This window comes from Micromonospora sp. B9E7 (genome assembly GCF_039871815.1).
In the GTDB taxonomy this organism is placed as follows: Bacteria; Actinomycetota; Actinomycetes; order Mycobacteriales; family Micromonosporaceae; genus Micromonospora.
This window is the reverse complement of the sequence record NZ_JBDPLX010000022.1, coordinates 51,239-74,069: the sequence shown is the minus strand read 5'-3', so window position 1 is coordinate 74,069 and position 22,831 is coordinate 51,239. Positions and strand designations below refer to the sequence as shown.

The 22,831-nt window shown below is 71.7% G+C and carries 25 protein-coding genes; 12 read left to right on the top strand and 13 right to left on the bottom strand.

Annotated features, from left to right (window positions below; genetic code table 11):
• Window positions 1-3 precede the first annotated feature (3 nt).
• From hrpB to ABGB10_RS27365, 3 genes are read right to left on the bottom strand one after another with little or no spacing between them, the layout of a single operon-like run.
• The gene (hrpB, locus tag ABGB10_RS27375; RefSeq protein WP_347663862.1) at window positions 4-2,610 is read right to left on the bottom strand and encodes an ATP-dependent helicase HrpB; all 2,607 of its coding nucleotides are present in this window, start codon (window positions 2,608-2,610) and stop codon (window positions 4-6) included.
• Window positions 2,611-2,638: 28 nt separating this feature from the next.
• The gene (locus ABGB10_RS27370) at window positions 2,639-2,839 is read right to left on the bottom strand and encodes a DUF397 domain-containing protein (protein ID WP_347663861.1); all 201 of its coding nucleotides are present in this window, start codon (window positions 2,837-2,839) and stop codon (window positions 2,639-2,641) included.
• 40 nt (window positions 2,840-2,879) lie between these two features.
• Window positions 2,880-3,746, bottom strand: coding sequence for a helix-turn-helix transcriptional regulator (locus tag ABGB10_RS27365; RefSeq protein WP_347663860.1), 867 nt, complete (start codon window positions 3,744-3,746; stop codon window positions 2,880-2,882).
• 141 nt (window positions 3,747-3,887) lie between these two features.
• On the opposite strand from ABGB10_RS27365, the gene ABGB10_RS27360 reads away from it, so the two are divergent.
• Genes ABGB10_RS27360 through ABGB10_RS27350 form a run of 3 tightly spaced genes read left to right on the top strand, consistent with a single transcriptional unit; the run spans window position 3,888 to window position 6,655 of the window.
• Window positions 3,888-4,514 carry a GPP34 family phosphoprotein gene (locus ABGB10_RS27360; RefSeq protein ID WP_347663859.1) on the top strand — a complete coding sequence of 209 codons (627 nt, stop codon included), beginning with the start codon at window positions 3,888-3,890 and terminating at the stop codon, window positions 4,512-4,514.
• A 42-nt stretch (window positions 4,515-4,556) separates the two neighbouring features.
• Window positions 4,557-6,068, top strand: coding sequence for an APC family permease (locus tag ABGB10_RS27355; RefSeq protein ID WP_347663858.1), 1,512 nt, complete (start codon window positions 4,557-4,559; stop codon window positions 6,066-6,068).
• Window positions 6,065-6,655 (top strand): GNAT family N-acetyltransferase, encoded by a 591-nt coding sequence (locus ABGB10_RS27350; RefSeq protein WP_347663857.1) that lies wholly within the window; start codon window positions 6,065-6,067, stop codon window positions 6,653-6,655. The genes ABGB10_RS27355 and ABGB10_RS27350 overlap by 4 nt, the downstream gene beginning before the upstream one ends.
• 90 nt (window positions 6,656-6,745) lie before the next feature.
• On the opposite strand, the gene ABGB10_RS27345 is transcribed toward ABGB10_RS27350, so the two are convergent.
• Window positions 6,746-7,570 (bottom strand): SigB/SigF/SigG family RNA polymerase sigma factor, encoded by an 825-nt coding sequence (locus tag ABGB10_RS27345; protein WP_282261050.1) that lies wholly within the window; start codon window positions 7,568-7,570, stop codon window positions 6,746-6,748.
• A gap of 375 nt (window positions 7,571-7,945) precedes the next feature.
• Here ABGB10_RS27345 and ABGB10_RS27340 point away from each other — a divergent pair, with 375 nt between their 5' ends.
• Window positions 7,946-8,695 carry a hypothetical protein gene (locus ABGB10_RS27340; RefSeq protein WP_347663856.1) on the top strand — a complete coding sequence of 250 codons (750 nt, stop codon included), beginning with the start codon at window positions 7,946-7,948 and terminating at the stop codon, window positions 8,693-8,695.
• Here the strand turns inward: ABGB10_RS27340 and ABGB10_RS27335 are convergent.
• On the bottom strand, window positions 8,644-10,233 hold the full coding sequence (locus ABGB10_RS27335; protein ID WP_347663855.1) for a phospholipase D-like domain-containing protein: 1,590 nt from the start codon (window positions 10,231-10,233) through the stop codon (window positions 8,644-8,646). The genes ABGB10_RS27340 and ABGB10_RS27335 overlap by 52 nt on opposite strands.
• Before the next feature lie 133 nt (window positions 10,234-10,366).
• Between ABGB10_RS27335 and ABGB10_RS27330 the strand changes: the two genes are divergently transcribed.
• Window positions 10,367-10,495 (top strand): hypothetical protein, encoded by a 129-nt coding sequence (locus ABGB10_RS27330; protein ID WP_269458274.1) that lies wholly within the window; start codon window positions 10,367-10,369, stop codon window positions 10,493-10,495.
• Window positions 10,496-10,560: 65 nt separating this feature from the next.
• Here ABGB10_RS27330 and ABGB10_RS27325 read toward each other — a convergent pair whose 3' ends face one another.
• On the bottom strand, window positions 10,561-11,547 hold the full coding sequence (locus ABGB10_RS27325) for a pirin family protein (RefSeq protein ID WP_347663854.1): 987 nt from the start codon (window positions 11,545-11,547) through the stop codon (window positions 10,561-10,563).
• Window positions 11,548-11,556: 9 nt separating this feature from the next.
• Window positions 11,557-12,039 (bottom strand): MarR family transcriptional regulator, encoded by a 483-nt coding sequence (locus ABGB10_RS27320; RefSeq protein ID WP_347663853.1) that lies wholly within the window; start codon window positions 12,037-12,039, stop codon window positions 11,557-11,559.
• Window positions 12,040-12,196: 157 nt separating this feature from the next.
• On the opposite strand from ABGB10_RS27320, the gene ABGB10_RS27315 reads away from it, so the two are divergent.
• Window positions 12,197-12,730, top strand: a complete 534-nt coding sequence (locus ABGB10_RS27315; protein ID WP_347663852.1) for a GNAT family protein — start codon at window positions 12,197-12,199, stop codon at window positions 12,728-12,730.
• Window positions 12,731-12,792: 62 nt separating this feature from the next.
• Here the strand turns inward: ABGB10_RS27315 and ABGB10_RS27310 are convergent, their stop codons facing one another.
• Window positions 12,793-13,281: an FBP domain-containing protein gene (locus tag ABGB10_RS27310; RefSeq protein ID WP_347663851.1), complete on the bottom strand. Its 489-nt coding sequence runs from the start codon at window positions 13,279-13,281 to the stop codon at window positions 12,793-12,795.
• A gap of 60 nt (window positions 13,282-13,341) precedes the next feature.
• Here ABGB10_RS27310 and ABGB10_RS27305 point away from each other — a divergent pair, with 60 nt between their 5' ends.
• Window positions 13,342-13,911 (top strand): WHG domain-containing protein, encoded by a 570-nt coding sequence (locus ABGB10_RS27305; RefSeq protein ID WP_347663850.1) that lies wholly within the window; start codon window positions 13,342-13,344, stop codon window positions 13,909-13,911.
• Window positions 13,912-14,104: 193 nt separating this feature from the next.
• Here ABGB10_RS27305 and ABGB10_RS27300 read toward each other — a convergent pair whose 3' ends face one another.
• Complete coding sequence (locus ABGB10_RS27300; protein ID WP_347663849.1) at window positions 14,105-15,109, bottom strand: hypothetical protein; 1,005 nt, start codon at window positions 15,107-15,109, stop codon at window positions 14,105-14,107.
• Window positions 15,110-15,203: 94 nt separating this feature from the next.
• Between ABGB10_RS27300 and ABGB10_RS27295 the strand changes: the two genes are divergently transcribed.
• On the top strand, window positions 15,204-15,608 hold the full coding sequence (locus ABGB10_RS27295) for a helix-turn-helix domain-containing protein (RefSeq protein WP_347663848.1): 405 nt from the start codon (window positions 15,204-15,206) through the stop codon (window positions 15,606-15,608).
• Window positions 15,605-16,192, top strand: coding sequence for a DUF1684 domain-containing protein (locus tag ABGB10_RS27290; protein WP_347663909.1), 588 nt, complete (start codon window positions 15,605-15,607; stop codon window positions 16,190-16,192). The genes ABGB10_RS27295 and ABGB10_RS27290 overlap by 4 nt, the downstream gene beginning before the upstream one ends.
• 48 nt (window positions 16,193-16,240) lie before the next feature.
• Here ABGB10_RS27290 and ABGB10_RS27285 read toward each other — a convergent pair whose 3' ends face one another.
• On the bottom strand, window positions 16,241-16,822 hold the full coding sequence (locus tag ABGB10_RS27285; RefSeq protein WP_347663847.1) for a general stress protein: 582 nt from the start codon (window positions 16,820-16,822) through the stop codon (window positions 16,241-16,243).
• A 111-nt stretch (window positions 16,823-16,933) separates the two neighbouring features.
• Between ABGB10_RS27285 and ABGB10_RS27280 the strand changes: the two genes are divergently transcribed.
• The gene (locus ABGB10_RS27280; RefSeq protein WP_347663846.1) at window positions 16,934-18,763 is read left to right on the top strand and encodes a glycoside hydrolase family 15 protein; all 1,830 of its coding nucleotides are present in this window, start codon (window positions 16,934-16,936) and stop codon (window positions 18,761-18,763) included.
• Between the two features lie 64 nt (window positions 18,764-18,827).
• Window positions 18,828-19,328, top strand: a complete 501-nt coding sequence (locus ABGB10_RS27275; RefSeq protein WP_347663845.1) for a metallophosphoesterase — start codon at window positions 18,828-18,830, stop codon at window positions 19,326-19,328.
• Between the two features lie 125 nt (window positions 19,329-19,453).
• Here the strand turns inward: ABGB10_RS27275 and ABGB10_RS27270 are convergent, their stop codons facing one another.
• A complete protein-coding gene (locus ABGB10_RS27270; RefSeq protein ID WP_145784032.1) occupies window positions 19,454-19,669 on the bottom strand; it encodes a DUF3072 domain-containing protein in 216 nt (71 codons plus the stop codon).
• A gap of 86 nt (window positions 19,670-19,755) precedes the next feature.
• Between ABGB10_RS27270 and ABGB10_RS27265 the strand changes: the two genes are divergently transcribed.
• Window positions 19,756-20,715, top strand: a complete 960-nt coding sequence (locus ABGB10_RS27265) for an FAD-dependent oxidoreductase (protein ID WP_347663844.1) — start codon at window positions 19,756-19,758, stop codon at window positions 20,713-20,715.
• Between the two features lie 33 nt (window positions 20,716-20,748).
• On the opposite strand, the gene ABGB10_RS27260 is transcribed toward ABGB10_RS27265, so the two are convergent.
• Window positions 20,749-22,044 (bottom strand): cation:proton antiporter, encoded by a 1,296-nt coding sequence (locus ABGB10_RS27260; protein WP_347663843.1) that lies wholly within the window; start codon window positions 22,042-22,044, stop codon window positions 20,749-20,751.
• Window positions 22,045-22,138: 94 nt separating this feature from the next.
• Complete coding sequence (locus ABGB10_RS27255) at window positions 22,139-22,819, bottom strand: HAD family hydrolase (protein WP_347663842.1); 681 nt, start codon at window positions 22,817-22,819, stop codon at window positions 22,139-22,141.
• Window positions 22,820-22,831 lie beyond the last annotated feature (12 nt).

Genomic DNA, 22,831 nt, shown 5'->3' with positions numbered 1-22,831 from the left:
CGTTCAGCGCCGGCGTGGCGTGGCGTGCCGGGTGGGCGTCGCCGTGCCCGGGTCCTCCGGCCACGGGTGTCGTGGATAGCGTCCGCGCAACTCGGAACGGACCTGCGGGTAGCCGGTCCGCCAGAACGAGGCCAGATCGGCGGTGACCGCCACCGGCCGACCGGCGGGGGAGAGCAGGTGCAGCAGCACCGGCACCCGCCCGTCGCCGACGCGTGGTGCCACCGACCAGCCGAACGTCTCCTGGAGTTTGACCGCGAGCACCGGCGCGGCCGGGTCGGTGTAGTCCACCCGGATCCGTGAGCCGCTGGGCACCTCGATCCGCTCCGGGGCCACCTCGTCCAGGCGGGCGGCCTGCGCCCAGGGCAGCAGCCGGCGCAGCGCCGACGTCACGTCCGCCCGGGCCAGGTCGGCGCGGCGCCGGGCGGCGGCCAACTCCGGCCCCAACCAGGTCGGCGCCGCGTCGAGCAACGCCTCGTCGCCCACATCCGGCCAGGGGGCGCCCAGGTGGTGCCGGAGGAACGCGAGCCGCTCGCGCAGCGCCCGCGCCGCCGGCGGCCAGGACAACAGCCCCAGGCCCTCCTGGCGCAGCCCGGTCAGCAACGCCGCGGCCACCTCGGCCCGGTCCGGTCGGTCCAGCCGCCGCTGGACCAGCTCGATCGCGCCCAGCCGGGTCACCTCCCGGGCTACCACGTCCCCGTCGGACCAGCCCACCTCCCGAACCGTGCGTAGCAGCGGGCCGGCCGCCTCCCGGGCCGTCGCCTCGTCCACCGGCGAGGCCCGGCGGATCCGCGCCGCCGGTGCGCCGGGCGTGCGGTCCGCGACGGCCACCGCCAGCCAGTCGGCACCGGCCAGGCCCGAGCCGGCCGCCAGGTCCGCGGCGGTCCCGCCGGTCATCAGGTACGCCGAGCCGCCCGGCCGCCGCACCCGGGCCAACCGTTCCGGGTACGCCAGACCGACGAGCAGCCCGGCGGCGAGATCGTCGCTCAGCGCACCTGAGGTGGCCCGTCCCACCGAGTCGGCGGCCGAACCGGGTCGCCCGTCGGCGTCGGCACCGCGGGCGCGGCCCGGAGGGCCGGCTTCGGATCGGCCGTCCCCCGCGCGGCCCTCGCCGGGCAGCGCGGCGCGCAGCCGTCGTACCTCGGTACGCCAGCGGGCCGTCGCCCCCGCGTCGACGCCGGCACGCAGCCGACGCCAGCCGGCCACCAGGTCGTCACCGGGACCGGCCGCGCTCTCCTCCGCGAGCAGGGCGACCACCTCGGCCGCCCGGTCGGCGCCGACCCGACCGGCGCCGTCGAGCAGCGCCCGGGCCAGCCGGGGATGCGCTCCGGCAGCGGCGATCGCGCGTCCCCGCGCGGTGATCCGTCCGTCGGTGTCGACCGCGCCCAGGGTGTGCAGCGTGTCCCGGGCCACCGCCATCGCGGCGGCCGGTGGCGCGTCGGGCAGTGCGAGCCCGACACCGTCCGGCCGACCCCAGGCGGCCAGTTCCAGCGCGAAACCGGTCAGGTCGGCGGTGGCGATCTCCGGTTCGGGCCGTGCCGGCAGTCGCTCGTGGGTCGCGGCGGACCAGCACCGGTAGACGTACCCGGGGGCCTCCCGGCCGGCACGGCCCGCGCGCTGGGTGGCGGCGGCTCGGGAGACCGGCACGGTGACCAGCGCGCCCAGCCCTCGGGCCAGGTCGATGCGGGGCACCCGGGACAGGCCCGCGTCCACCACGACCCGCACGCCCGGGACGGTCAGGCTGGTCTCGGCCAGCGCGGTGGCCAGCACGACCCGCCGTCGATCAGCGGGACGCAGGGCGGCGTCCTGCTCGGTGCCGCGTTGACGTCCGTGCAGCGGTAGCAGCGCGACAGTGTCCCGCAGATCGGCCAGTCGGCTGGTGACCGCGGCGATCTCGCCGGCTCCGGGCAGGAAGACCAGCACGTCGCCGTCGCGCTCGCGCAGCGCCCGCCGGATGGTGGCGGCCACGTGGTCGAGCAGGGCCCGGTCCACCGGGCCGGCCCCGGGTGGCGCGATCGGGCGCGCCGGCGGCGACCAGATCCGCGTCACCGGGTGCAGTGCCGAGTCGGCTCGGACGACCGGGGCCGGGGTGGACCCGCCGAGCAGCGCGGCGAACCGGTCGGTGTCCGGGGTGGCGGACATCGCCAGCAACCACAGGTCCGGCCGGAGGGTGGCCCGCGCCTCCACGGTGAAGGCCAGCGCGAGGTCGGCGTCGAGTTGTCGTTCGTGGCACTCGTCGAGCAGTACGGCACCCGTGCCGGGCAGTTCGGGGTCGTGGTGCAGCCGCCGGAGCAGCAGGCCGGTGGTGACCACCTCCACCCGGGTGTCCGGCCCGACCCGGCGTTCGCCGCGGACCGCGTAGCCGACGCGTTCGCCCACCCGCTCGCCGAGCAGCTCGGCCATCCGTCGGGCGGCGGCGCGGGCCGCCACCCGCCGGGGTTGGGCGATCACCACCCGGCCGGTGACCCGGTCGGCCACGGCCAGTGGCGCGAGGGTGGTCTTGCCGGTGCCCGGCGGGGCCACCAGGACGCCGGTGCCGGCCGCGTCGAGTGCCGCGACCAGCGCCGGCAGCACGGGGCGTACCGGCAGGTCCAGGGTTACGTCGGAGAGCACGGCCCAGTCTCGCACCGGCGGGGACGCCTCAGTGGCGACGGACCTCGCCCACGCCGGACACGAAGGCCCGCCAGGCGGTCGGGTCGAAGGCGAGCACCGGGCCGGAACGGTCCTTGCTGTCGCGTACGGCGACCTGACCGTCGGCTGTCGCGACCTCCACGCAGTTGCCGTTGCCACTGCTGCGCGTGCTGGTGCGCCAAGCCGCTCGGGTCAGGTCGTGCGCCGTCATCCGGGTACCTCTCGTCTGCGTCGGCGTGCCGCCGAAGCAGTCACGCAAAGTTACGAGAAGCATGCTCAAGACGGGTCAAGGACGCCGTCGGATCGAGCGCCATCCGGCACAGCTCCTCGTGCAGAAGGCTATACCCGAGCACCTGGTCGGCCTCCTCCAGAGCCAGCCCCATCGTGAGGTTATCCAGGTAAACCACGGACGCGTCGGCGGCGTCGGCGAAGTTGAGGATCACGTACGGGGTGCTCATCGCCGGATGGCCGCCGGCCGCGAAGGGAAGTACCTGAATTATCACGTTGGGTAACTGTGCGATCCGGCTCATGTGTGCCAACTGTTCGGCCATCACCGCCGTACCGCCGACCGGGCGCAGCAGCACCGCCTCGTTGAGCACCACCGAGAGCTGGACCGGGTTCTCGCGGCGCAGCACCTCCTGCCGGTGCAACCGGGCCGCGACCTTGCGCTCCAGGCCGTCCTCGCCGGCGGTGCGCCGGAAGATCTCCCGGGCGTACGCCTCGGTCTGCAGCAGCCCTGGAACCGACTCGGCCTCGTACGTGCGCAACGCCGCCGCCTCGGCCTCCAGCCCCACGTAGAACTCGAACCACTCGGGCAGCACGTCGCTGTAGTTCTGCCACCAGCCGCGTTGCTGTGCTCCTCGGGCGATCTCGATCAGGGCCTCCGCGTCCGAACCGGTCACCTCGTACAGCGCGAGGGCGGCTCGGACGTCGCGCGGTTTGATGCCGATCTGCGCGGTCTCGATCCGGGAGAGGTTGCTCTTGGACATGTCGAGCTGGCGGGCGGCCACGTCGAGGGTCATGCCCGCGCGTTCCCGGAGCTGGCGAAGCTCCCGGGCGATGCGTCTGCGGCGGACGGTCGGGCTGGCGGCGGGTCGGCTGGTGGGGGTGGCGGTCACTGTCCGAGTCTGACAGAACAAGATCCGCAGGTCGTGCCTGCACGGAGTGCAACTTTCAAATCTGGGAGTTGCGTTGCAATAGCTCTCGGTGCATCCTTTCCCGGTCGCGATCACTGTGGACACACCTGTGCGGGAGGACCGTTGCTCATCGCCGACGAGTTCTTCCTGATCGCACACAACGACAGTCGCGGCAAAGCCAAGCTGCACCCGGCGGCGACCGGGCTCGGGCTGGCCGCCGGGCTGCTCGGCGAGCTGATCCTCTATGGACACATCACCGTGTCGGCCGGGCAGGTCACCGTCATCGACCGTCGCCCGCCGGCGGACGCGCTGGCGCACACCGTGCTCGACCAGTTGATCGGCGAGTCCCAGCACCGGGCGCTGCGTACCTGGCTCAGCTTCCTGGCGCAGAGCGCGACGACCTCGGTGGGGGAGCGGCTGGCCCGCGCCGGCGTGCTGCGTCGGCAGGAGAGTCGCCGGCTGCTGCGCACCTCGGTCACCTACCTGCCGATCGATCTCAACGCGGTGGCCTGGCCGGCAACCCGGCTACGGGCACTGCTGGACCGGCCCGACCCGCCGAACGTGCCGGACGCGCTGCTGCTCGGCCTCGTGGTGGCCGCGGGATTGACCCGCGAGGTGCTGTGGAGCGCCGGCCCGCGCGCCCACCACCGGCTGAACGTCCTCATCCCCGCACTGCCGGCGCCGCTGAAGGAACTCGTCGGGCACACCGAGGCCGCCGTCGGCGCCGCCGTGCTGCGTGGCATCCCCTGATTTCCCGGTAACCCCCTACCCCTCGACGACCGGAGTAGTCGTATGCCCCCGACATCGACAGTCGACCGACCCAGCAACGTCTCCGACGCCCTGGCCCGAGGCCGCCTCGGCATCCCCTCGGTGATCTTCTTCGTGCTCTCCGCCGCCGCGCCGTTGACCGTGGTGGCCGGTGTCGTCACCACCGGCTACGGCGTCATCGGGGTGACCGGCATCCCGCTGGCCTTCCTGCTGGTCGCCGCCGTGCTCGCCCTGTTCTCGGTGGGCTACGTGGCGATGTCGCGCCGGGTGGAGAACGCCGGCGCCTTCTACGCCTACATCTCCCGTGGTCTCGGCCGGCCGGCGGGCGTGGGCGCAGCCTGGGTCGCGTTGATCGCGTACAACGCGCTACAGGTCGGGCTGTACGGCACCATCGGCGTGGCGGCCGAGCCGGTGCTCGACCGGATCTTCGGTGGGCACCCGCACTGGGCCGTCGTGGCCCTGGTGGCGTGGGCGTTGGTCGGCCTGCTCGGCCTGCTCCGGGTGGACATCAACGGCCTGGTCCTGGCCGCACTGCTGGTCGCCGAGATCGTGGTGATCCTCGTCTTCGACCTGGGGCAGATCGGCAACCCGGCCGGTGACCAGGTCAGCTTCGCCAGCTTCGCGCCGGACAACCTCTTCGTGCCGGGGGTCGGCGCGGTGCTGGTGCTGGCCATCCTGGGCTTCGTCGGCTTCGAGTCCGCAGTGGTCTTCAGCGAGGAGAGCAAGGACCCCAAGCGGACGGTGCCGCTCGCGACGTACCTGTCGGTGGCGATCATCGCAGGACTGTACGCGCTGTCGTCCTGGACCATGACGGTAGCCGTGGGGCCGGACCGGATCGTCGCCGAAGCCGGCGAGCAGAGCGTCGGCCTGATCTTCAACCTGGCTGCCGCGCACCTCGGCGACACCGTGGTCACCATCGGGCAGGTGCTCTTCCTGACCTCGGTGCTCGCTGCGATGATCTCGTTCCACAACACCACGGCCCGCTACACCTTCGCGCTCGGCCGGGAGCGGGTGCTGCCCGCGGTGTTCGGGCAGACCTCGGCCCGTTCCGGGGCTCCCCGGGCGGCCTCGGTGGCGCAGAGCGTCCTCGGCCTGGTGGTCATCCTGGTGTACGCGGTCAACGGCTGGGACCCGGTGGTCCAGCTGTTCTTCTGGGGCGGCACGACCGGTGGGTTCGGCGTACTGCTGCTGATCGCCACCACCTCGGTGGCCGTGATCGCCTACTTCGCCCGCTCCGGCGGTGGTGAGAACGTCTGGCGGCGGGTCGTCGCCCCCGGCCTGGCCACCGTCGCGCTCTTCGTGATCATCTGGTTGGCGGTGTCGAACTTCGCCAACCTGCTCGGCGTCGCGCCGGACTCCACCCTGCGCTGGGCGTTGCCCGCCGTGTACCCGGTGGCCGCCCTGTTGGGCATCGGCTGGGCGCTGGTGCTGCGCGGCAACCGTCCGGACACGTACGCCCGGATCGGCCTGGGCGCGGCGAGCAGCGCCGCCGTCGTCGAGCCGGCGGGGCAGGCCACCGCGGAGGCGACCCGATGAACGTGGTCATCGAGCGACTCGGGCCGGAGGAGACCGCCCTCGTGGCGGGTCGGATCGCCGAGGCGTTCACCGTGTTGGAGGTGACGTACTGGCTGGTGCCCGACGCGAGCAAGCGGGAGGCCGTGCTGGCCGGAGACTTCGAGATCCTGGTCGGCCATGCCATGCGGTACGGCATGGTGCACGCCACCGAGGACCGGGCGTCGGTCGCGGTCTGGTTCCCATCGGTCGGCGAGCCCGCGCCGCCGCCGGTGGACTACGACACCCGACTGGCCGCCGCCTGCGGTGAGTGGACCGACCGGTTCCAGCACCTCGACGAGTTGTTCGCGGCGAACCACCCGCACCCGGACCACCACCACCTGGCCTTCCTGGCGACCCGGCCGGACCGGCAGGGGCAGGGGTTGGGCAGCGCGTTGATGCGGCACCACCACGCCTGGCTGGACGCCAACGCGATGCCCGCGTACCTGGAGGCGAGCAGCCCGCGCAGCCGGGACCTGTACGCGAAGCACGGTTATCTGGCCGGGGAGCCGTTCCGGGTGCCCGACGGCACGCCGTTCTGGCCGATGTGGCGGGAGCCGGCGGGAACCTGACCGCACGCACCCACTGTCACGTGAGCGTGACAGTGCGGACACGAGCAGAGGGCCGGGTCCACGGACCCGGCCCTCTGCTTCGTCGACTGCTCAGTACGTGCCGTCCAGCTGGCCGCGCAGCTTGGTCAGCGCCCGGGTCAGCAGCCGGGAGACGTGCATCTGCGAGACACCGATCTGGTCGGCGATCTGCGACTGGGTCAGGTTGCCGTAGAAGCGCAGCGTGAGGATCTTCTGCTCGCGCTCGTCGAGGGTGGCCAGCGCCGGGCCGAGGGCGACCCGCAGCTCGGCCAGCTCGAACTCGTTGTCCTCGCCGCCGAGCATGTCGCCCAGCTCGGTGGCCCGCTCGCCGTCGCCGGTCGGGGTGGACAGCGACACCGCGTTGTACGCGCGGGCGCCCTCCAGGCCCTCCAGGACCTCTTCCTCGGTGAGCTTGAGGTGGGCGGCGATGTCGGCGACCGTCGGCGAGCGGCCGAGGGTCTGCAGGAGCGAGCTGTTGGCGTCGGAGATGGCGAGCCGCAGCTCCTGGAGCCGGCGCGGGACGCGGATGTCCCAGGTGCGGTCCCGGAAGTGCCGCTTGAGCTCGCCGATGATGGTGGGGATCGCGTAGCCGGCGAAGTCGACACCGCGGGAGGGGTCGAACTTGTCGATCGCCTTGATCAGGCCGACCGCGGCGGTCTGGGCCAGGTCGTCGGTCGGCTCGCCGCGCCCGCTGTAGCGGTGGGCCAGGTGGTTGGCCAGCGGCAGCCAGGCCTCGATCGCGCGGTCCCGGAGGGCGGCGCGCGACGGGTGGTTGGCGGGCAGTGCGGCCATGGCGTTGAGCAGGTCGGCGGCGCTGTCGGTGAGAGCGCGCGGGTCGAGCTTGGTGGTTGCCTTCACGGCGGTGCTCGGCTGCTCGGTGATCGTTGGCGCGGTCATGGGTGGTCCTCCCTGCACCTCGCGGACAAAAAAGGTGTGGCTCTTTGGTTTAGCGTCCTATGGGCCGTTCGGGACTCACCTTAACCTGATCGTCTCGCGGAAATCTAGCCGAAAGGCTGATGTACTTAAGGTGTGTCGAGTGATGAAAGGAGCGGATCGGGCGCAAGTCGGGCTGCCTGTGAGGATCCTTACCCGTTTCACGGTCACGTCGCGCGGACCCGGTCGTCCCCTCCGGCCTGGGCCGAGCGGCCCCTGTCCCGCGCCAACCGGTCAACATGAAATCCGACATCCGGGCAGGAGTGTCGTCTATCCGTCGTTGTCCCGCTGGTGGGACCGGCCGTAGCGTCGCGTGTACACACCCGGTTCGGAGGCACCGTGCTCGATCCAGCCGCTCCCCAGCTCGTCGTGAACAGTCGAACGCTCTTCTTCAGTTGGCTGCCGGCGGACCCGGACGCGGTCGCCGCACTGGTTCCGCCGGGGCTGTGCCCCCGCCCCGACCGTCAGGTGTTCCTCAACCAGTACGTCGTGGATGACGAGACACAGACCTCCGGCTTCGGCGCGTACTCGCTGACCTACCTCGGCGTCTCACTTGTGGGCGTCGACGCTCCCGGCGGCCTCAACCCCGGTGGCTGGTGGAGCTACTACGTGGCCTCCAGCCGGCGGGTCCGTGAGTACGCTGCCGCGCGTGGCGCCCCGGTGCTCGCCGGCCGGACCAGGATCGAGGTGAGCGGCGAGGACCTGCACTCCGAGACGGAGATCGATGGCGCGCCGTTGATCCGGGCACGCTGCCGGGTGGGCGAGACCGGTCACGTGATCAGCAGCGGGCACCACCGCTACTTCACCCGTCGTGACGGCCAGCTCCTCAGCTCGGCCTACCCGTTCGTCGCCGAGCCGGTCTCCCCGTTCGAGATCGAGTCGGTGGAGTTCCTCCAGCCGGGGCACCCGATGTACGCGCTCCGCCCGGCCAACCCGCTGACCATCGGCTTCGGCTACTACTCGCCGCGCTCCTCGTTCGCCTACCCCGGCGGGTTGACCGTCCACCCGGTCGCCGCGCCGGAGCCGGCCCGACCGGTTCACCAGGTGCCGGCCAGCCTCGCTCGCAGCGGCCTGCCGTCCGGGTCGTAGACCAGCCGGTACACGGGCAACGCCCAGGCCCGGGTGAACCACGGCAGCCGCTCGGGGCGGTGCGGGCGCAGCCGTCCGGGCGGCCGTTCGCCGACCTGGCCGTCGTCGTACCACTGCTGGAGCGCGTCGGCGGCGGCGGTGACAGCCGCCACGGCGTCCGTCGGGTCGAGCAGGTCGGCGTCGTCCGCGCCGTCCGGGTCACGGTCCAGGTGCTCGCGCCAGAGCCGTAGCCGCACGTCCCGGGCGAAGACCCGAGCGCCGTCTCCCTGGCCTGCCGGATCGGTGGGCTGTCGCTGGTCGCGGGTGTCGTCGAGCACCGCGCAGGACAACTCACTGTCGTGGGTCCAGGACCGGCGGTTGAAGTTGTCGCTGCCCACGCTGGCCCACACGTCGTCGACGACGCACACCTTGGCGTGCACGTAGACCGGGTTACCGGCGCGGTTCTCCACGTCGAACACGTGCACCCGGTCCGGTGCGGCGCGCTCGCACAGCGACAGCGCCTGCTCCCGCCCGACCATGTTCGGCGGCAGCGCCAGCCTGCCGTCCACGTCCGGGTGCCGCGGCACCACGGCGATCAGGTGAAGCTCCGGGTTGTCCCGCAGCGCGTGTGCGAACAGATCCGCGACCTCGGCGGACCAGAGATACTGGTCCTCCAGGTAGATGAGGCGGCGGGCGCGGCGTACCGCCTTGGTGTAACCCCGGGCCACGGTCCGCTCGCCGTCGGGCGCGAACGAGTAGCGGGGTCGGACGGCGGGGTAGGTGCGTAACACCTGGATCTGGTGCGGACCGCAGGGCGGTGGATCGGCCGGTTGCTCGGGCAGTGGGTCCGGGCGCAGGTCCGCGCCGCGCAGCCGATCCCGCAGGTAGGCCATCGGGTTCTCCGAGTCCAGCGGCATCGGGTCGGTCCAGCGTTCCCGGAACAGGGTGTCCAACGCGCCCACCACCGGACCGCGTAGCGCGAGCTGCACGTCGTGCCAGGGCGGGTTGGACCCGTAGCGGGGAGACATCTGCACCGGCTGCGGGTCACCATGATGATCGGCGTCGTCGCGGCGGCTGTGGCACAGGTCGATCCCGCCGGCGAACGCGATGTCGCGGTCCGGTGCGCCCAGGTGCCGCAACACCACGAGTTTCTGGTGGTGCGACCCGCCGCGCCGGACCCGCTGGTCGAGCAGCACCTCGCCACCGGCAGCCGAGATCGTCTCGCTGAGGTCGCGGTTCTCCGCCTCGCTGTAGGCCAGCGCATCGAGGTGCGAGCGCCAGATCAGCCCCTTGACCACCACACCCCGCTGGGCGGCCTGGGCGAAGAGCTGGGCCACGGTCGGGCCGTCCGGGCGCAGCCGCTGGTCCGGGTCACCCCGCCAGTCGGTGAAGAACAGGTGGTCACCGGGGTCGAGCGCCTGCACCTCGTCGACCAGCCGGTCGAAGTACGCGGCACCGTGAATCAACGGCTCGGCGAGGTTTCCCGTGGTCCAGGTGGGTAACCCAGACACCGGGTTGGCGCGTTCCTCCGCAGTGAGAAACCAGTCCTGCAACGGCACCGTCCAGCCCCCTGGAGGTCGGCAACGTCCTCACCGTAGGACGCCCGACCCGGGTCCGCACGCCAGGCCGACGGACCAGTGACCTGGTCAACGCCATCGAAAGCGACGCGACGACAGCCGAGGAGGCCACACCATGCCCCGCGACACGACGAATCCCGTGACCGAGGACCGCGAGCCGGCGGTGGAGAGCGAACGGGGTGCGCTGGTAGCGGTGTTGCTGATGGTGATTCTGGGTGTCGCCGGGATCTTCGCGGTCTCCTGAGATCGGCGCCGACGCCTCGCGGCTGATGCGGAGGCGTCGGCGCCGATCTCAGTCCTGACCTGTGGTCAGGGGCGGGTGCCCTGACCGCCGGTGTGCGGCAGCCGCTCGCTGGGGATCACGCCGAGACGGCCGGCCTGGAAGTCCTCGAAGGCCTGGATCAGCTCGTCCCGGGTGTTCATCACGAACGGGCCGTACTGTGCCACCGGCTCCCGGATCGGCTGACCTCCCATGATGTAGAGGTCGAGCGCCGGGGTGTTGCTGTCCTGTGCGACGTCGGCGCTGAATCGCAGCGCGTCACCCGGACCGTGCACCGCGAGCTGGCCGGTACGCACCGGCCGCCGGTCGGTGCCGACCGTGCCGCGCCCGCCGAGCACGTACACCAGGGCGTTGAACTCGGGCTGCCAGGGCAGGTCGACCTGCGCCCCCGGCTGCACGGTGACGTGCGTGATGGTGATCGGGGTGAAGGTCGAACCGGGGCCGCGGTGCCCGGCGATCTCACCGGCGATGACCCGGATCAGCGCGCCGCCGTCAGGCGTGGTGAGCAGTGCCGACTCCCCGCCTCGGATGTCCTGGTAGCGGGGCGGGTTCATCTTGGCCGAGCGGGGCAGGTTGACCCAGAGCTGGGTGCCGTGGAAGAGCCCGCCGCTCATCACCAGGTGCTCCGGCGGCGCCTCGATGTGCAGCAGACCGCTACCCGCCGTCATCCACTGCGTGTCGCCGTCGGTGATGGTGCCGCCACCACCGTGCGAGTCCTGGTGGTCGAAGACGCCGTCGATGATGTAGGTGACGGTTTCGAAGCCACGGTGCGGATGCCACGGCGTGCCCTTCGGCTCGCCCGGCGCATAGTCGACCTCGCCCATCTGGTCGAGGTGGATGAACGGGTCCAGGTCGGCGGTCGACACCCCGGCGAAGGCCCGACGGACCGGGAAGCCCTCGCCCTCGAAGCCGGTGGGAGCGGTGGTCACCGTGCGGACCGGACGGAAGGTGGTGGACTCCTCCAGCCGGGGCAGACGGGGGAGGACGAGAACGTTGTCGACGGTGATCGCGGGCATCGAAGGCTCCTAGCTCGTGGCATGGGTGGTCGAACCGGCCCGGGACGCCCGCAGGCGGTCACCGATCCGGCCGAAGACCCGGGTGAGGCAGGCGACCTCGGCATCGTCGAGGTCGTCCATCAGGTGGGTGCGCACCGACGCCAGGTGGTGCGGTGCGGCTTCCCGTAGTGCGAGCAGCCCGGCGGCGGTGAGGACCGCCTCGCTGCCGCGTCGGTCGTCCGGGCAGGGCTCCTTGCTGACCATGCCGCGGCGCTGCATCGAGGAGATCTGGTACGTCAGTCGGCTCGGCGAGAAGATGAGTCGGCTGGCCAGCTCGCCCATCCGCAGTCGCTGTCCCGGTGCCTCGGAGAGCAGGACCAGCACGTGGTAGTCGGCGAAGCTGAGATCGCTCTCGGCGCGCAGGTCTTCTTCCAGCTGGGTGTAGAGACGCTGGCTGGCCTCGATGTAGGCCCGCCAGGCGGCCTCTCGGGTGCTGTCCAGGCTCTCGGTCATGCCCATGACGATAGCATTCGTTCAAAATTTAACTAGTGCTCTTCCCCGTTGCCTGGGTCACCTTCTCGGCGCAGAGTCTGTGGTTCGTGCAGCTTTGAAGGAAGTGGGCGCTAATTCGGCGGCGCAGCCGGTGCGCGATGTGTCAGACTCCGGCCTCGTGGAACATGTGCAACTCACCACCGACGACCTGCTGCTCCGTCCCTGGCGAGACGAGGACGCTCCGGCGGTGCGCGACGCCCTCCGGGACCCGGCGATCGCCCAGTGGAACCCGCAGGGCGGCGGCCCGATCGACGACGAGGTCGCCCTGCAGTGGGTTCGCCGCCGGGCCGACTGGTCCAGCGGCGGCCACGCCTCGATGGCGGTGACGTCGGCGGCCGACGGCAAGCTGCTGGGCTCGGTGTCGCTGCACCGCATCCACGACGGCGACGCCTCCATCGGCTACTGGACGGTGCCCGCCGCGCGTGGACGTCACGTGGCGGTACGCGCCGTCGTCCGGCTCACCGACTGGGCGTTCGCGGATCTCGGGCTGCACCGGGTGGAGTTGTGTCACGCGGTGGCCAACCCGGCGTCCTGTCGGGTCGCCGACCGCGCCGGATACCCGGCCGAGGGAACCCTGCGCGAGTCGTACCGCTACGGCGACGGCCGCCGCTACGACGAGCACCTGCACGCCCGCCTGGCCACCGACCGCTAGCCGGAGGCGGCCGGGAAACCGTTCACGCTTCGGCCCCCGGCCGCGCCGCTCGCCTCGACCCGTCAGTCGGTGACCTTGGAGAGGAACGTCGCGAGGGCGCTCCTGACGCGGTCGATCCTCTCCGGCAGGGGCAGCGGCTCGGGCGCGGGGGGCCCGGCGTGCTTCTTGCCCCGCAGGTAGAGCGAGCAGGCCAGGTCGGAGCACAGGTACGTGCCGACGGAATCACCCTGCCGCCCGCTCGGGCCGGCCTTGGGGGCGGTCATCAACGAGACGCCTCCGCCCAGGTGGGTGGTCAAGCAGAACGAACACATGCTGTGCCGCACGCGCCCGGTCTGGTGCGTCGCGGCCCGCAGCACCACCCCGGCAAGCCTGCCGTCGGTCTCGGCGACCAGGTAGGCCCGCTGTGGCGCGGAGGGATCCCGCCAGCCGAGAAAGTCGAGGTCGTCCCAGGGGCGCATCTCAAGATCATTGGGTACGGCCAGCCGCTTCGCCTCGCCCCGGCTGCAATTGACGAAGGACGCGCGGATGACGGATTCGGTCAGGGCCAACATAGGTAGTAGCCTAGCCCTCCTAGGCAAACGATTATTACGGCTAGGTTGGGAGTGTGCTGCATGGCACGTGCCGGGGTGACCGTCGACCGCCTGACGCTGGCTGCGGCCGAGCTGGCCGACGAGGTGGGCGTGGAGAACGTGACAGTCGCCGCGCTCGCGCGCCACTTCGGGGTCAAGGACGCGAGCCTGTACTTCCACCTCAAGAACGCTCGGGACCTGCGTGTCCGGATCGCCCTGCTGGCCCTGGCGGAACTGGCGGACCGGGTCGCCGCCGCGCTCGCCGGCCGCGCCGGCAAGGACGCGCTGGTGGCCTTCGCCAACGCGTACCGGGACTACGCGAGGCAACACCCGGGCCGCTACGCCGCTATGCAGATCGACCTCGACCCGGAGACCGCCATGGCGAGCGCTGGCGTCCGGCACGCGGAGATGACCCGGGCCATCCTGCGCGGCTACCGCCTCGCCGAGCCCGACCAGACCGACGCGGTGCGGATGATGCACAGCACGTTCCACGGGTTCGTGAGCCTGGAGAAGACCGGCGGCTTCCGGCACACCCCCCGTACGACCGACGACTCGTGGACCCGCACGCTGGACGCCCTCGACGCCGTCCTGAGCAACTGGCCGTCGCGCTGACGGCCGAGCGGGCATGCGGTGCCCGTCCCTCGGAGCGTGGCGTGCGCGATCAGCTCGTCCTGCGCCGCGTCCGTCGGCCCATGGGGATCGCCGAACGTGGTGATGTCCAGTTCGCCCCCGAAGACCGACTGGTAGAACCGCATCGCCTGTCGAGCGTTACCGGCGAACGTGAGATGCGGACTGACCCGGGCGGTCATCGTCCCGCCTCGGCGGTGAGCGGGCGGCGTCGGACGGTCCGCTGCCGCAGCAGGACGAATCCGAGGCCCGCCAGGAACCAGGTCGTGAGGATGACGAGGGGCGCCACGGTGTGTGCGCCGGAGAAGTAGCCGAAGTTGTTGACCGCTCGTACGGCCGCGCCCGGTGGGAGCTTTCCCGAGATCGCCTGCGCCCATTGCGGTAGCAGGTCGACCCCGATCGTGGCTCCGCTCGTCGCATTGCCGATGGTCGTGAGGGTGAGGACGGCCAGTGCGATGCCCGCCGGGCCGAGCCAGGCCCCCAGAGCCTTCGTGGTGAAGGCGCTCGCGGCGGAGAGCAGGATGAGCGAGAGTGCGAGCAGCGGGAACGGGGCCGTCAGTGAGCCGTAGACCGGACCCGCGACGGTCGCTGCGATCACACCGATTGCGACGGCGAATCCGCCCATCGCGTAGAGGCGGTGGCGCAGTCGCACCTTCGCGGTGGCGGCGGTGAGCCCCTGCGCGAGGACGAACGACGAGAGGGTGACGCCGAACACCACGTAGAAGGCGGACAGCCCTCGGCTGTCATAGGTCGCCAGCGGCACGATGTCGTTCTCCTGGACGGTTGCCCCAGCCTTCTGGGCGAGACCGGCCGCGAGCTGACGCGCGGCGCCGCTCTCGCTGAACCCGCTCGCGCCGGCGTAGTCGAGTGTCAGCGTGGTGGGGGAGGACGCGCCGAGGACGGCGACGGCGTCGCCGTGTCGCACCATGGCCCGGCCGTCCGCGACGCTCGCGACCTCGGTGACGGCCACGGCGTTGCCGAAGCCGGCCTGCGCGTTGTTCGACAGTTGCTCGCTGACCACGGCGATCGGCAGTCGGCTCGGCTCGGGGTTGCGTTGCAGTCCGACATAGATCGCGATGAAGGCGGTGCCGATGATCAGTCCGGTGATGACGAGTGTCGTCCAGGCTCGGCGTTGGTCGACGAGAGTTGCTGCGCCGGTACGTGATTCAGGTGGCGATGTCATGCGTGCCTCCTCGGGTAGTGTGGTTTGAATGTCCAACCAGACGAACCGTAGCACCGACGGTTTGAAAACCAAACCAGAGCGGGACACTCTCGCTGTGGCGCTCGACGCAGTCAACGACAGGTGGTCGCTGCACATCGTGCGAGCGCTCGCATTCGGCGCCTCGCGGTACACCGAGATCCTTCGTGCCGTCGGCGCGCCCAGGGACGTCCTCGCCGCTCGACTGCGCAAACTGGCCGAATCCGGCATCATTCAGGCCCGTACCACCGAGAACAGCAAGGCCGCAGGGTACGAACTCACCCAGAAGGGCAAGGACCTCGGGCAGGTCATCCTCGTGCTCAAGCGCTGGGGTGACACCTACAGCGAGGACGACGTGCCCACTGTCGACTTCATCCACGAGGTCTGCGGCCAGGTCTTCGTCGCCGAGGTGCGCTGCCGGGCGTGTGGCAAGCCCATCCGGTCCGGAGAGCTGTCATTCGATCAGGAGCCCCCCGCATGCTGAGCGAACTGGAGTTGGCCGACTGGCGGGAGCGGGTGGCCCGGTTGTACCTGTCCGACGTCGACCTGGCCGGCTTCCGCGCCGGCCGCGACGAACTCTTCGCCACCCACCCGCAGAGCCCGATCCCGCCGGCGGAGCGCGCCGGCTTCACCGGGGTGCGCTACTTCCCGCCCAACCCGGCGGCAGTGGTGGAGGCGCCCCTGCGTCCAGCCAGCGGCGAGCTGCGCATCGACACCGGCGGCCCGGACGGGGTGGTCGCGTACCGGCGGGTGGCGGTGGCCGAGACCCCGTGGGGACCGCTGACCCTGTGGTGGATCGAGGCGTACGGGGGTGGACTGTTCGTGCCGTTGCGCGACGGCACCTGCGGGCAGGAGACCTACGGTGGTGGGCGGTACCTCACCGACACGGTGAAGGGCACCTTCGGCCGGGGCGTCGAGCTGCTGCCCGGCGACCGGGTCCGGCTGGACGGCAACTATCTCTACAACCCGAGCTGCGCCTACGACGACCGCTGGGCCTGCCCGCTGGCGCCGCCGGAGAACCGGGTCGAGGTCGACATCCGCGCCGGCGAGCTGGCGTACCACGACTGAACGGCCGCCCCGGCGTACTGCCGGGACGGCCGGTCGTCCGATCGTGGCTCAGCGGGCGTTCGTGCCGGGCACCTGCATCCGGGCCAACAGTTGGCGGGCCTGGTCGGCGAGCTGCGCGTCGACGGTCACCGCGTACTGGCCGGCGCGCAGTGAGCTGGCCGAGGTGAAGTCGCGTTGTCCGCCCGTCATGGCGTGTGCCACCGCGCCGAACACGGCGCCCCAGATCGCACCGATGACCAGTCCGACCAGGATCACCGCCAGCCAGTTGCCGACGGTGAAGATGCCGAACAGCAGACCGATGAAGAGCCCGAACCAGGCACCGGTGCCGGCGCCGAGCAGGCCGGCGCGACCGGTGGTCATCCGCCCGAGCACCGTCTCCACCAGCGTGAGGTTGGTGCCGACGATGGCGCTGTGCTCGACCGGGAAACGGTTGTCGGCCAGATAGTCGACGACCCGCTGTGCGGCCGGATAGTCCGGGTACGAGCCGATCGTCACGGTTGGCGAGCCGGCCTCCGGCCCGTGGCCGTCACCGGCCGGTGTCGACAGGCGGCCGGCCGGCCCGGATGGAAGCAGGTCGCCACCCTGTGTGCCGGGCCGCCATGCGGCGGTCGGCCCCGAAGCTGACGTCATGAGCATCCTCCCTCGTCAGCTTCCGGGGTTCCCCTCCACGCCGACCGGTAACGCGGTCTCCGCCGTTGGACAGGAGGGGAATGGGAGCGGCCGGCACGGGTAACCCGTCAGGTGGAGAGCGGACAGATCAGCGACTACGGCTTCCTCGCCGACTGCCGCAGCGCGGCGCTGGTGGACTCCACCGGTTCGGTGAACTGGTGGTGCCCGGGCCGGTTCGACGCCCCGTCGGTGTTCGGGCGGCTGCTCGACGACAACGCCGGCCACTGGTCGATCCGTCCGGAGGGCGACTACACAGTCGAGCGCTGCTACCTCGACGACAGCCTGGTACTGCGGACGGTCTTCCGCACCGCGCAGGGGGAGGTCGCGCTCACCGACGCGCTCGCCTTCGAACCCGGCGCCCGTGGTCACGACATCGGCCTGCACTCGCCGCAGGTGCTGGTCCGCTCGGTGGAGGGGCTGTCCGGCGAGGTGCCGATGCGGGTGCACTACCGGCCGCGCTTCGAGTACGGCCGGACCATCGCGTACCTGGTCGAGCGGGACGACATGCTGGAGGCCATCGCCGGTGCCGCGAGGCTCACCCTGCGTTGCAGCGTGCGGATGACCCCCGGCGACGGCGAGGCCACCGCGACGTTCGTCGCCCGCGCCGGCACGAAACACAACTTCACCCTCGGGTACGCCCCGACCTACGACGCGCCGCTGCCCGAGGTACCGGACGCCGACCAGACCATCGCCGACACCGTCGCCGGGTGGCGCTCCTGGACCGGAGAGCACGAGTACCGAGGGCTCTACCCCGAGCAGGTGCGGCGCAGCGCGCTGGTGGTGCAGGGCATGACGTACCGGCCCAGTGGCGCGGTGGTGGCGTCGGTGACCACGTCGCTGCCGGAGAAGCTCGGCGGGGACCGCAACTACGACTACCGCTACGTCTGGGTACGCGACTTCAGCCACACCCTGCGTGCGCTGTGGCGGTCGGCCTGCTTCGACGAGGTGCAGCGGCAGTTCGCCTGGTTGGGTCGGGCGATGGGCCGGGTCGAGGACAAGCCGGTGCCCATCATGTACGGGGTGCTGGGGGAGCGGGACCTCACCGAGCACCGCCTCGACCAGCTCGGCGGTTACCGGGACAGCCCTCCGGTGATGATCGGAAACGACGCGTGGCGGCAGCGGCAGAACGACATCTTCGGCGAGACGATGGACGCCGCCTGGCTGATGCGCGAGAAGCTGGAGCCGTTCGACCAGGAGGTCTACCACCTGCTCCGGGTGCTCGCCGACCAGGCCGCGCGGGGCTGGAAGCTGCCGGACGCGGGGATGTGGGAGGAGCGCGGCGTCGAGCATCACCACGTGTCGTCGAAGGTGCAGTGCTGGGTCGCCCTGGACCGGGCGGTCCGCTTCGGTGACCGGCTCGGCGAGCCGCAGGACGTCGCCCGCTGGGCGGCCGCCCGCGACGAGGTGCGCGCGGAGGTGCTCACGCGGGGGTGGAACGAGCGTATCCAGTCGTACACCGGGAGTTTCGACTCCGACGGCCTGGACGCGTCGGTGCTGGTCATGCCACTGGTGGGGTTCCTGAGGGCGGACGACCCGCGGATGCGCTCCACGGTCCGCGCGGTGGAGCAGCGGCTGTCGCACGACGGTCTGTTGCGGCGCTGGGACGGTGATCCGGCGGCGTTCGTGATCTGTTCGTTCTGGCTGGTGGGATGCCTGGCGTTGGCCGGTGAGCGGGAACGCGCACACGACCTGTTCCGTGCGTTGGCAGGCCGGGTCAACGACCTGGGCCTGTTCGCCGAGCAGATCGACCCGCTGACCGGGGAGCATCTGGGCAACTTCCCGCAGGCGTTCTCGCACATCGGCCTCATCAACGCCGCAGGCGTGCTCACCGACGTCGAGCGGGACGCGGAGCTGCGCAGCATCGGCACGGCACCGTCGCACTTCACCCCGACGCGTTCCTGATGTGGCCCCAGCCTCTCCGGCGGCGGCCGGAGCGGACGGCGGGGGCACGGGGGAGAATGCCGGTATGCGGTTGGTGCTCACGGCAGACACCCACGTACCGATGCGGGCCCGGGACCTACCCGGCCCGCTCTGGGCCGCGATCGAGGCGGCGGACGTGGTGGTGCACGCCGGCGACTGGGTGGACGAGGCACTGCTCGACGCGATGACCGCGCGTTCGCGCCGACTCGTCGGGGTGTACGGCAACAACGACGGGCCGGCGCTGCGTGCCCGGCTGCCGGAGGTGGCCCGGGTCGACCTCGACGGCCTGCGGGTCGCCGTGGTGCACGAGACCGGCCCACGGACCGGTCGCGAGAAGCGGTGTGCGGCCCTCTTCCCCGACGTCGACCTGCTGGTTTTCGGACACTCGCACATTCCCTGGGACACCGAGGCGCCCGGTGGGCTGCGCCTGCTCAACCCCGGGTCACCCACCGACCGGCGCTCTCAACCGCACGCCACCTACCTCAGCGCCACGATCCAGACCGGTCACCTGACCGGGGTGACCCTGCACCGGCTCACCCGCGACTGACCGCGCGATGGTGCTTCGCCCGTCGATCATGGAGTTGTGGTGGGTGACAAAATGCGTGTATCACATCTAGTCACCCACCATAACTCCATGATCGACGGGTCGGCCCGATGCTGCGGGCCTTGCTCCTACTGACCTCGGCCCGTCTCCGCCTGGAGTTCGTCGATCTGCTTGGAGGCCTCGGCCTTGGTCAGGTCGGCCGGGATCTCCGCGTTCGCCTCGCGGGCGAGCGTGTGCAGGTAGGACTCCTGCGCCGCCGTGGGCGGCTCGTCGCCGGTGACCCACTCGTCCGGGTCCTTGATCGCGGCGTTCTGGTCGGCCTGCTGGTTGTCGCGGTCCGTCATCGTCATCACCCTTCCTTCGAACAGGTGTGCCAGTACCCCGATCATCGGTGGTTCATGCCCCCGACCCCGCCGCCTACGATCATCGGATGACGGTGGACCGGTCGGGTGTGGTGGTGGTCGGGGCGGGCATCGCCGGGGTGGCCTGCGCGGTGGAACTGGTTCGCGCGGGGGTGCCGGTCCAGGTCCGGGAGCGGGGGCACGTCTGCGGTGGCCGGATGGCCAGCAAACGCTTCGGCGGGCGGCCCGCCGACATCGGCGCCGCGTACTTCACCGCCAACGACCCGGACTTCACCGCCGTGGTCGAGCAGTGGCGCGCCGCCGGGCTGGTCCGCGAGTGGACCGACACCTTCCAGTCGTACGACCGCGACGGGCGTCGGGACGTGCCCGGGCCGATGCGCTTCGCCGCCCCTCGTGGGCTGCGCTCGTTGGTCGAGGACCTGGCCGGCGCGGTGCCGGTGACCGTCGACCGGCTGGTGCTCACCGTGGAACCCGGACCGGTCGTCGACGGGCAGTCGTGCGCGGCGGTCGCCCTGGCCATGCCCGGCCCGCAGGCCGCCCTGCTGCTCGACCCCGCCCTGGCCGACGCCACCCGGGTCGTGCAGGCGCAACGCTGGTCACCGTCGCTGGCCGCGGTGCTGCGCTTTCCGACCCGGCGCTGGCCGGACTTCCGGGGCGCGTTCGTCAACGACCATCCGGTGCTCAGCCTCGTCTGCGACGACGGCGACCGGCGCGGTGACGGCGCTCCGGTGCTGGTCGCGCACACCGTGCCGGAGTTCGCGGCCGGGCACCTGGCCCGACCCACCGGGGCCGGCCCGTCGATCGAGCAGGCCGTCCGGGATCTGCTCGGGTTGCCCGAGCCGGCCGTCGACGTGCACGTGCACCGCTGGACGTACGCGAAGCCGACCAGCCACGCCGGCGGCGCCACCCACCACCTCGACGCCGACGGGATCGGCCTGGCCGGCGACGCGTTCGGCAAGCCCCGGGTGCAGAGCGCCTGGCGCTCCGGCCGGGACCTCGGCCGCGCGCTGGCCGACCGCCTGGCCTGAGACGCGCGAGCCCGGCTGCGCTGAGACGCGCGCTCAGGCGTGCCCGGCCGCCGCGACGGGCCGGGCGTCGGTGTCCCGCTCGGCCGGGTCGGAGGTCCGCTCGCCCTCCCGGTCCAGCAGTTGCATCACCGGAGTCGCCGTGATGCCGTGCACCACCACGGACACGAGCACCACCAACCCGACGGTCGCCCAGAGCAGCTCGGCCTGCGGGAAGTCGGCCTTCGTGGTGGCGTACGCGAGGTAGTAGAACGAGCCGACGCCACGGATGCCGAACGACGAGATGACCCAGTGCTCGGCCGGCCGTCCCGGTGCCCCGCGCAGCGACAACCAGCCGACCAGCGGCCGGATCAGGAACACCAGCGCCAGCCCGACGGCGGCCGCCGACCAGGTCAGCGGGATCAGCAGGCCACCCACGATCGCGCCGCCGAGCAGCAGCAACAGCACCAGGGTGAGCAGCCGTTCGACCTGCTCGGCGAAGTCGTGCAGCACCGAGTGGAACTCGTGGGTCCGCTCGGCGGCCCGGATCGCGCGGGCGGCCACGAACACCGCCAGGAAGCCGTACCCGCCGACCACCTCCACCAGCCCGTACGCCAGGAACGTGGCGGCCAGTGCCAGGAAACCCTCGGCGTGCCGGGCCAGCCGCAGCGTGCTGGGCGCGCGGAAGAACAACTTGCCCAGCAGCCAGCCGATGAGAAGGCCACCGCCGACCCCGACACCCACCTTCCACAACACGTCCACGGTGAACCACTCGACGAACCACTCGCGCGGGGCGAGGCTGGTCGAGGCGATGGCGATGGCGGCGTAGACGAACGGGAACGCCAACCCGTCGTTGAGTCCGGCCTCGGAGGTCAACGCGAAGCGGACCTCGTCCTCGGAGTCCTCCACGTCGGTCGGCTCGCCGACCTGCACGTCGGCGGCGAGCACCGGATCGGTCGGGGCCAGCGCGGCGCCCAACAACAGGGCGGCGGCCGGCACCAACCCCGCCCACCACCAGCCGAGCAGTGCCACCGCCGCGATACACAGGGGCATCGCGATCGCCAGCAGCCGCCAGGTGGACGACCACCGCCGCCAACTCAACGGCCGGTCGATCTTGAGCCCGGCACCCATCAGCGCGACGATCACCCCGATCTCGGTGAGATGGGTGGCCAGCTCCGGGTGGGCCAGCGGGTCCGGTGTCGGTAGCCCCACCGGGAGCAGGAACACCACCATGCCGAGGGCGAGGAAGGCGATCGGCATGGACAGCGGACGGTGCTCCAGGACCCGCGGCAGGATGCCCGCGAGCAGAGCGCCCACCCCGACCAGCGCGAACGCCACATCTACCGGCTCCACGGCACCACCTTTCCGCCGCACCCGCGAGGCGCGGGCAGGTGGTGACAGACCTTGCCCCGCAGGGCCTCCCGCTATGCGCGAACCGGAGTGAAACTCACCCTCGGGGCCGGGTGAGCGGTGAGTCCGCCAATTCGCCCAGCAGCGCGGCCGGGTCGTCGTACACCGCCACCGCGCCGGCCCCGGCCAACTCGCCTCGGCTGGTGCCGCCGCAGGTCAGCCCCACGCAGGGGATGTCCAACGTGCCGGCCGCGACGACGTCCCACACCGAGTCGCCGACGAAGACCACCCGCTCGGCGGCCAACCCGGACTGCTCCAACGCCGCGACCAGGATGTCCGGGGCCGGCTTGCTCTGCTCCGCGTCCGCCGAGGAGGTGATCGTGTCGATCACGTCGTCGGCGGCCAGCGCCCGGCGCAACGCGCCGACCTCCGGTTCCGACGCGGAGGTGGCGAGCACGACTCGCAACCCTCGCTCGGCGCAGGCGCGCAGCAGGTCGGCCGCCCGGGGCAGCGGCGTGAGCCGTTCCCAGTACTCGGCGTACAGGGTGTCGTGCGCGTCGCGCAGCTTGGAGTCGGCGTCGCGATCCCGTTCGGGGCCGAGCAGGTGGTCCAGGAGCTTGTCCGAACCCATCCCGATCGAGCGGTGCACCACCGCCATCGGCACCGGCTGGTCGCTCTGGCGCAACGCCTCCCACCAGCTCACGGTGTGCAGGTAGGTGGTGTCGACCAGCGTGCCGTCGACGTCGAAGAGGACTCCGGAGGGTTTGTCGGTACGCATGGGCGTCCTCCT